The following is an 8321-nucleotide window of genomic DNA, read 5'->3' as shown; positions in this document are numbered from 1 at the left end:
GTTCCTTGCGTCCTGCCATCGTGAAGCTCCTTTCGCTTCAGTATGGCCCAGCCGAGCACGGAATTCCCGATAGTCCCATGGGAAGCGGTGCCGAAACCGCCACCGGCTCGGGTGCCGGCTCCCGGCTGGACATCCGGGGCAGCAGCCCGAGAACCGGACGCAAGGCGCGCGCTGACTGGCTGGCGCTGATTCCGGGCAGCCATGAAGGCTATGTCAGCTGGGAAAGGGCCGAAGCGATCCGCACCATGATCTCCAACAACCTGCCAGCCAGCCGCCATCACGGTGCCCCCAAACACGGTGACGCGCCCCTTGCCGGGTTGGTGCGCTGTCGTCGGTGTGGACAGAAGCTGACCCTGCGCTATACCGGCGCCCAGCACCACATTCCCCGTTATAGTTGCAACCGGGGCTGGATGGATAATGGTACGCTCCGCTGCATTTCATTCGGCGGTTTGCGGGTCGACGATGCCATTGAGGAGGCGCTGCTCGCCATCGTTGGGCCTGGCGCCATCGCCGCCGCTGTTGCTGCCGGACAGGATGCTGCCCACCGCCGTGATCAGTTCGGCGATGCACTCGGACGCGATCTCGAAGCAGCGCGCTATGTCGCGGATCGCGCCCGGCGGCAGTATGACGCTGCCGACCCAGCCAACCGGTTAGTGGCGGCCGAGCTGGAAAGGCGCTGGAATACGGCATTGGAACATGTGGCGGAGATTGAAGCGAAAACTGCCGCCCACCTGGCCACCGGACGGGCCATTGAAGGGACGGTTACTGTCGATCCAACCACACTGGCACATCTCGCCGCCGATCTCAGGTGTATTTGGACCGCTCCGTCCACTGATGCACGGCTGAAAAAGCGTATCGTGAGGACCGTTATCCACGAGGTCATCGCCGATATCGACGATACGGCATCCGATATCGTGCTGGTCGTTCACTGGGCCGGCGGCGTTCATAGCGAGATACGCCCGCCCAAGCGGCGGCGGGGTCAACGCAACAGCACGCCGGCTGACATCATCACTGCTGTACGCCAATTGGTTCTGATCGCGGGTGATGACGTCATCGCCGGCATGTTGAACCGCAACGGTCTGGTAACGGGAAACGGCAACCGCTGGACACGGGAACACGTTACGTCTTTACGCTCTCATCATCGAATTCCCGTTCACAAACCCGCCGATGAAGCGGGTAAGCCCTGGCTGAACCTGAATGAAGCTGCCAAGGTACTCCACATAACGCCAAAGACGCTCCGGCTGGCCGCTGAAGCCGGCCAAATCACAGCCATCCACCCGCTGCCCGACGGCCCCTGGATATTCAGCCGGGACGATCTTACCGCGCCAATGGCTCAAGCCATTACGAAACGCGCTCGGCAGAACCCCAACTACCCCGCAGGATCAAACCCTGATCAGCAAAACCTATTTAACTCAACAACATAGACAGATGGGTGTTGTGATGCAGACTTGTATAGCCGCTATAGGCATCGGCCTGGAATATCCCGGCCCAGCCAGCCAGGTGGCGCTGCGGATGCTCGCCGGCACGGGTGCGGGCATAATGGTAGAGGGCAGCCGGCGGATCGCTGCCGCCGAACGGTCGGTCGTCGCGCACATAGACCCATAGTTGGCCGGTGGCCGTCTTGCCTTTGGCCAGAACCGGTACCGGGGTGTCATCGCCATGGAGACGATCAGCCGCCAGAACATGGGATCTTATCGCCGCCACCAACGGGACCAGGGTTGCCGCCGCTGCGCCGACCCAGTCGGCCAGGGTGGAGACGTTCAGGTCGATCCCTTCACGGGCATGGGCGGCACTCTGCCGGTGGAGCGGCAGATGCTGGGCATATTTCCCAGCCAGCACCATGGCCAGGAGGTTGAGTCCGGCCCGCCCCCGCCGGATCGGATGGCAGCGCGGCGCCCGCTGTCCACCTCGGACTTCTTGACCCAATCGTTCAGGGGCAGCGCTGAACAGCCGATTTTTGCCGCGATCGACAGGATGGCCTGCCAACGCGAGCCGTGCTGGCCCTCATTGACCAACACTAGCCGCACCGCGCGCTCGCGCACCTCAGGCGAAAACTTGTTCGTTGTCTTGCTCATGATGCTCCATCCTAATCAAGAGGTGGAGCCTCCGGCAAACCCGGCGCGGTTCATCCCTCAACTGAGCCCACGCCGACCTGAGAAGGAGGCCAACCGCACTAAAAGCAAGGTGCCGGATACTCGATCTGTTAGCCAGGCGCTAACCAGCGCGACCTGTTTGCGCCCCAAGCACGAACCCGCTTCGCGGGATAGGTGCCGAACTGCGCTGTCGCGAGGAGCAGGGAGGCGTTGAGACAGGCCGAGCCGCGGTCTGACCATAGAGGTTCCTTCAATGCGAGAGGAACCTTGTGATGGTCAATGTTTCGCCTTCCACGCCAGTCAGCCCGCTCCGCCAGCGCATGCTCGACGACATGCTCATCCGGGGGCTGGGAGAGCATACAAGGCAGGATTACGTGCGCCATGTCCGCACCTTCGCGGCTTTCCTCGGACGCTCGCCCGACACCGCGACCAGCGAGGAACTACGCCGTTTTCAACTTCATCAGCACGAGAATGGCGTCGGTGTGGCGTCCATCAATGGCGCCGTCTCGGCGCTGCGTTTCCTGTTCGGCGTGACCCTGGGTCGCCCCGATCTGGCCCGGAGCCTGGTCGTCACCCGCTACAATCGCAAGCTGCCGGATGTGCTCAGCGTCGAGGCGGCCGCCCGATTGCTGGAGGCCGCACCGGGGACCAAATACAAGGCCGCGCTCGGCGTCGCCTATGGCGCGGGTCTGCGGGTCTCGGAGGTGGCCTATCTCAAGGTCGACGATATCGACAGCACGCGCATGCTGATCCGCGTCGAGTAGGGCACCCCCGTCAGCATCCTCACCCCCGCCGCCCTGACCCTCCGGCATACGCCGGCAGCCGATTGCGGGCGGTATGACAGCCTGCGGAGAACGGTCAATGGAGCGTCATGAAATCCTGGAGATCATGGGCACGCTGAAACTCACCGGCATGCGCGCCGCCTTTGACGAGGTGATCGCCGACGGGCTCAAGCTGCAATATCCCATGCCCCGTATCTACAAGCAGACCGGCAACCTGTGGGCCGTGCAGATCCTGCTGGGTTACACCAAGATCGGGACGACGGTCCGCTACCTGGGCGTCGACTTGGAAGACGCCCTGCAACTGGCGGAGACGACGGAGATATAGCGGGTGTGGAGAAGGTGACGGCGGCGGGGCGGGCGGGAATGTCCGCAATCCATATTCCGAGCGCGAAAACCCGCCCATCCGCTTCCGGCCCCATCTCACTCGCTCACCTCACCGCCCACGGCTCCCGCCCCACGGGATCCATAGGCCAGCGCGGGCGCAGGACGAAGCGATAGGGGTAGGCGACGAGGTCGGTCTGCAGGCTGCCGGGCCCGTCCAGATACAGGACCCGGCGGGCCAGCGGGGCGAAGCCGGCGTGGAAATGCTGGCTGGACTTGACGATGGTCAGGTCCTTGTCGGCCAGCGTCACGCCCAGGCGCGTAAACAGGTCGGGGCCACGCGCCTGATCGCGTTCGCTGACCAGGACGATGTCGATGCCCCGGCCGCGTACGGCCACCGCCGCACCCAGGGGGAAGGCCTCGCCCGCGAAATCCTGGGTGGCGGCCGGGTCCAGCCCCAGCACCTGCACCATCAGGTCCACGGGCATGCCCGACAGCGGCCCCGTCTTGCCGCCGATGCGCAGGGCCAGGTGGGCGCCGATGCCGGCTTCCACGGCGATGGCGACGGCTTGCGGGTCCCAGATCGGACCGATGCAGGCCCTTTCCACCCCGCGCGCCAGCAGGTCGGCCAGCACGAAGGTGCTGTCACCGGCCGCCCCGCCGCCGGGATTGTCGGCGCTGTCGGCCAGCACATAGGGGCCGGCGCCGGGATCGTCGGCGCGCAGGGCCAGCGCCTGGTCCAGCGTGACCGCGCCGGTCACCGTTTGCAGGGCGAGGGTTCGGGCCTGGGTCGCCAGCGCCTGCGCCAACCGGGCCGCCGCCGCGCGGTCGCCGTCGCAGGTCACCAGGGCGCGGGTGCCGAAATCGACCCCGTCGCCCCAGGGGAAGCTGTGGATCAGCGAGACGCTGAGCGCGCGCCCATCCTGCTCCATGGCCCGCATTTCATCCACCAAGGCCCGGACTTCCGGCCGGGAGGTGTGGAAAATGCCGATGGTGCCGCTGTCCCACAGGGCGGTGACGGGGCGGATGGTGTCGGCATGCGTGGCCAGCAGCAGGTCCCACACCTCCTCCGCCCGCTCCCGGAAATCGGTATGGGGATATTCCTTGTAGGCGACCAGGATGTCGGCCGCCCGCACCATGGCGGGGGAGACATGCGCGTGCGGATCGATCATGGCGCCGATGGCGCAATCCGGCCCCGCCAACTCCCGGATACGGACCAGCAAATCGCCTTCGCAATCATCACAGCCGTCGGCCATCATCGCCCCGTGCAGATGCACGGCGACGATATCCACGGGCAGTGCGGCCGACAGGGCGGACAGGATGGCGTCGCGTAACGCCTCATACGCCACACGGGTGACCAGCCCGCCCGGATGCGCCCCGGCCGTCGGTCCCTCCACCAGCTCCACTAGGCCGTCAACCGCCCGCTTTCGTCCGCCCAGCAGCAGCGATTCCGGGAAGGGCGGGGCGGTGTCGTCGCTGCGCCCCTGCACTGAAAACCGCCCGGTGAAACTGCGCAGCCCCGTGGGCAGTGGCCCGAACACGTTGGTTTCCTGGGCCAGGCCGGTGACGAAAGCCCTGGGTGCCATGATTGTTCCCCTTGTCAATTTATAAAAATGAGATCAGTCTCATTTATGGTAGGGGCCGTGACGAGAAATGTCAAAGCGGCACCCCTGTATGAATGATCGAAGCCAAGGGAACAGGGATATGAGGCGATGGGCGTCACCGGCAGGCTGCGGCGCGGTAAGATGGCGGCGGGTCGTGGGGGGCATGGCGCTGACGGCGGCGTTGCTGACCGCGACAGCGATGGTACCGGCACGAGCGGACGGGCCCGTGGCGGCTGAACGGCCGGCCGGCCTGTCCGACCGTGCCTATTATCTGGCCATGCCGGACGGGGTGGAACTGGCCGTGGGCCTGTGGTTCCCCAAGGCGATGGCCGCCGGCAGCCGTCATCCAGTGGTGCTGATCCAGACCCGCTATGGCCGCGCCGGCCTGTTCATCTATGGCGAGGGCGGGCGCTATGCGCGGCTGTTGGAGGAGGGCTATGTGGTGGCCGTCGTCGATACGCGCGGCTCCACCGCCTCCTTCGGTGATCGTCTGGTCGAGCTGGGGCCCGACGAGGTGCGCGACATGGACAGCCTGATCGCGCATCTGCGGGCCCAGCCATGGTCGGACGGGCAGGTCTTCGCCACGGGTGTTTCCTATATGGCTGACACGGCCGATCTGGCGACGGCGTCGCCCGCCGGCCTGAACGGGGCCGTCATCCGGCAAAGCGATTTCGATGCCTATCTCAACCTGTTCATGCCGGGCGGAGTGTCCAACGATTTCATGATGGAATTGTGGGGCGGCGACACGCTGCTGCGCGATTATGGCAAGTCGCTGGACCCCAAGGCGCCGCTGGACTGTATGGCGCGGGCGGGGGATTGCGCCAAACTGTGGCCCCGCCTGCAGCCCACCGACGATGACAAGGATTTCAGCCGCATGCGCGCGGCCATGGCGGCGCGGCGCCACTGGAAGCCCGATGATTACCGTCAGGCGGAGTTCCGCGATGACAAGGGGGCCAACGGCTATTCCATGTTCGCCAGCAGCCCCGCGTCGCGCCTGTCCGCCATCGCGCGGCAGAAGGTGCCCGTGCAATATTGGGCCAGCTGGATGGATGCCGGCACGGCCGAGGGGACGCTGGCCCGCTATCGCTCCCTGCCCGATGTGCCCATGCAGGTCTGGATCAGCGCCAACAGCCATACTGGCGACCGGCTGAGCGACCCGTTCCGGCCCGATGATGCCGTACCGCGCCCCGGCGCCGATGCGCAATGGCAGATGATGACCGGCTTTCTGGCCGATGTGCGGGCAGGTCTGCCGGTGGCGCGCGCGATCCATTATTATGTGCTGGGGGCAGGCACCTATCGCACCACGGCCGACTGGCCGCCCGCCGGCGTGAAGCGCGTCCCTTTCCATTTCGCCCCCGGCAATGCCCTGACCCCGGCCGCGCCGGACGCCGCCGGCAGCGATACCTACACGGTCGATGAAACGGCCACGACGGGGCAGACCACGCGCTGGACAACGCAGATCGGGGCGCCCGCCGCCTATGGCGACCGCGCGGCGGCGGATGCCAAACTGCTGACCTATACCAGCGCCCCGTTCGAGGCGGACATGGAACTGGTCGGCACGCCGTCCGTCCGCCTGTTCGTGGCCAGCCGCACGGGTGACCCGGCCTTCTTCGCCTATCTCAGCGACGTGGCCCCGAACGGGCGCGTCACCTATCTGACGGAGGGGCTGTTCCGCGCCCTGCATCGCAAGCCAGCCCCCACGGGCGGTCTGCCTTATGCCCAGGCAGAGCCGGCCGTGACCTATAACCGGGCGGACGCGACGCCGCTGCCGCCGGGGCAGGTGGTGGAGGTGGCCTTCCCCACGTTTCCCGTGGCGGCCCTGATCGCCAAGGGCCACCGGCTGCGGATCAGCCTGGCCGGCGCCGATGTCGGCACCTTCCGCCAATATGGCAAGGGCGATGTCTGGACCATCGCCCGTTCGCCGGCCCAGCCCAGCAGCCTGTCCGTCGACCTGCGCCCCTGGAGTGAGCGTTGATGAGTGCCGTGACCGCAAACGACCGGGCGCCGGATAGCCCCTGGCCGTCCCCGCTGCTGGCCTGGTGGAGCCTTCTGGTCTTCTTCATCGTGGCTGTGCTGTCCTATTCCGACCGGCTGGTGCTGTCGCTGCTGGTCGATCCCATCCGGGCCGATCTGAAGCTGCTGGATACGCAGGTGGCGCTGGTCCAGGGGCTGGCCTTCGCCCTGATCTATTCCGTGGCGGGCCTGCCCTTCGGCCGGCTGGCCGATATGATGGCGCGGCGGCTGGTGATCGTGGCGGGCGTGGTGATGTGGAGTCTGTGCACGGCCGCCTGCGCCTATGCCGACGAGTTTGCCACCCTGTTCGCCGCGCGCATCGGCGTGGGCATCGGGGAGGCGGCCTTCGCGCCCGCCGCCGTTTCCATGATCGCCGACCTGTTTCCGCCACACCGGCGCGGGCTGGCCATCGGCTGCCTGCTGACGGGCATGGCCGTGGGCAGCGGGGCCGCCATCGTCATCGGCGGGGGCCTGCTGGAATATGCCAATGGTGGCGGGTTGGCGGCGCTGCCGCTAGTCGGCCCGCTGCTGGACGGGCTGGCGCCGTGGCGGTCGGTGCTGCTGGTGCTGGGCATGGCGGGCGTGGTGCCGGTGATCCTGCTGCTGTTGCTGCGCGAACCCGAACGCCGCGTGCATGCGGACGAGCCCGCCCATATCCCGGACCTGAGGTCGGTGCTGGGGGAATTCCGCCGCCGGGCCGGCGTGCTGCTGCCCCTCTATCTGGCCGTGTCGCTGATCTCGGCGGGGGATTTCGCCATCCAGAACTGGCTTCCGGCCCTGCTGAGCCGCCGGTTCGGCTATTCGCCGGGGGACATCGCGGGGTCGCTGGGGGTGGCGTCGATCATCATCGGCGGGGCGGGCACGATCGCCGGCGGCTTGCTGAGCGACAGGTCCGCGGGACGGGGCGGCGACAGGGGGCGCATGAGGGTGGCCATGCTGGCCGTGGCCGTCGGGCTGATCGGCGGCTGCACCGGGCTGGCCGGCAGCGGCGGGATCGCCATTGCGCTGTTCGGTCTGTGGATATTCAACTCCTCGATCAGCGGCACGGTCGGCATCACGGTGCTGCAGAATGTCGTGCCGAACCAGATGCGCGGCGTCGGTACGGCGCTGGTTTCCTTCTGCAATGTCATCATGGGGCTGGCCGTGGGCACGGCGATGACGGCATTGCTGACGGATTATCTGTTCCGTGACCCGCAGAAGGTGGGCTGGTCCATGTCCATCGTGGCCTTGTCGTCGGGCATTGCCGCCCTGCTGATGCTTCGCCGGGTCCGGGCTGCGATGCTGCGGGAGGGGCGCTGACGACATCGCCCAAGCCACCTGCTGCCGGATCAGCAGGTCGCGGGGAAAGGGGCTGTCCATACCATCTGCTCTCAGGCTGCCCGCCATGGCCGCCTGACCAGGCCAGAACCCTCCAGTCTGGCGGTGCCTTTGCCGGCAACCAGCCCGAATTCGTCCCCCTTAAGGATCTCGGAGATTCGCGCGGCCACGCTCCTGACCGGCAGCGAGCA

At 66.8% G+C, this 8321-nt stretch carries 6 protein-coding genes and 2 pseudogenes; 5 read left to right on the top strand and 3 right to left on the bottom strand.

Annotated elements, in window-relative coordinates; translation table 11 throughout:
• Positions 1-1424: recombinase zinc beta ribbon domain-containing protein (locus AC1Q7F_RS30785; RefSeq protein WP_492512369.1), on the top strand; the 1424-nt coding region annotated here is incomplete at its 5' end.
• 16 nt (positions 1425-1440) lie between these two features.
• On the opposite strand, the pseudogene AC1Q7F_RS30780 reads toward AC1Q7F_RS30785, so the two are convergent.
• Positions 1441-1884: pseudogene (locus tag AC1Q7F_RS30780) on the bottom strand (IS66 family transposase); the annotation flags it as partial.
• A pseudogene (locus AC1Q7F_RS30775) lies at positions 1881-2075 on the bottom strand (transposase); the annotation flags it as partial. The pseudogenes AC1Q7F_RS30775 and AC1Q7F_RS30780, both read right to left, overlap by 4 nt.
• A 290-nt stretch (positions 2076-2365) precedes the next feature.
• Here AC1Q7F_RS30775 and AC1Q7F_RS30770 point away from each other — a divergent pair.
• Together AC1Q7F_RS30770 and AC1Q7F_RS30765 are read left to right on the top strand one after the other, a co-directional pair.
• A complete protein-coding gene (locus AC1Q7F_RS30770) occupies positions 2366-2857 on the top strand; it encodes a tyrosine-type recombinase/integrase (protein ID WP_492512368.1) in 492 nt (163 codons plus the stop codon).
• Positions 2858-2954: 97 nt separating this feature from the next.
• Positions 2955-3200 carry a hypothetical protein gene (locus tag AC1Q7F_RS30765; RefSeq protein ID WP_492512367.1) on the top strand — a complete coding sequence of 82 codons (246 nt, stop codon included), beginning with the start codon at positions 2955-2957 and terminating at the stop codon, positions 3198-3200.
• A gap of 103 nt (positions 3201-3303) precedes the next feature.
• Here the strand turns inward: AC1Q7F_RS30765 and AC1Q7F_RS30760 are convergent, their stop codons facing one another.
• A complete protein-coding gene (locus AC1Q7F_RS30760; RefSeq protein ID WP_492512366.1) occupies positions 3304-4782 on the bottom strand; it encodes a M81 family metallopeptidase in 1479 nt (492 codons plus the stop codon).
• A 181-nt stretch (positions 4783-4963) separates the two neighbouring features.
• On the opposite strand from AC1Q7F_RS30760, the gene AC1Q7F_RS30755 reads away from it, so the two are divergent.
• Both AC1Q7F_RS30755 and AC1Q7F_RS30750 read left to right on the top strand, forming a co-directional pair.
• Positions 4964-6775 (top strand): CocE/NonD family hydrolase, encoded by a 1812-nt coding sequence (locus AC1Q7F_RS30755; RefSeq protein ID WP_492512365.1) that lies wholly within the window; start codon positions 4964-4966, stop codon positions 6773-6775.
• Positions 6775-8112 carry an MFS transporter gene (locus tag AC1Q7F_RS30750; protein WP_492512364.1) on the top strand — a complete coding sequence of 446 codons (1338 nt, stop codon included), beginning with the start codon at positions 6775-6777 and terminating at the stop codon, positions 8110-8112. Before AC1Q7F_RS30755 ends, AC1Q7F_RS30750 begins: the two co-directional genes overlap by 1 nt.
• Positions 8113-8321 lie beyond the last annotated feature (209 nt).

Source organism: Niveispirillum sp. GW835-FHT14G11, assembly GCF_058793615.1.
Note: the sequence above shows the minus strand (reverse complement) of the source record. Positions and strands in the feature narration are given on the sequence as shown.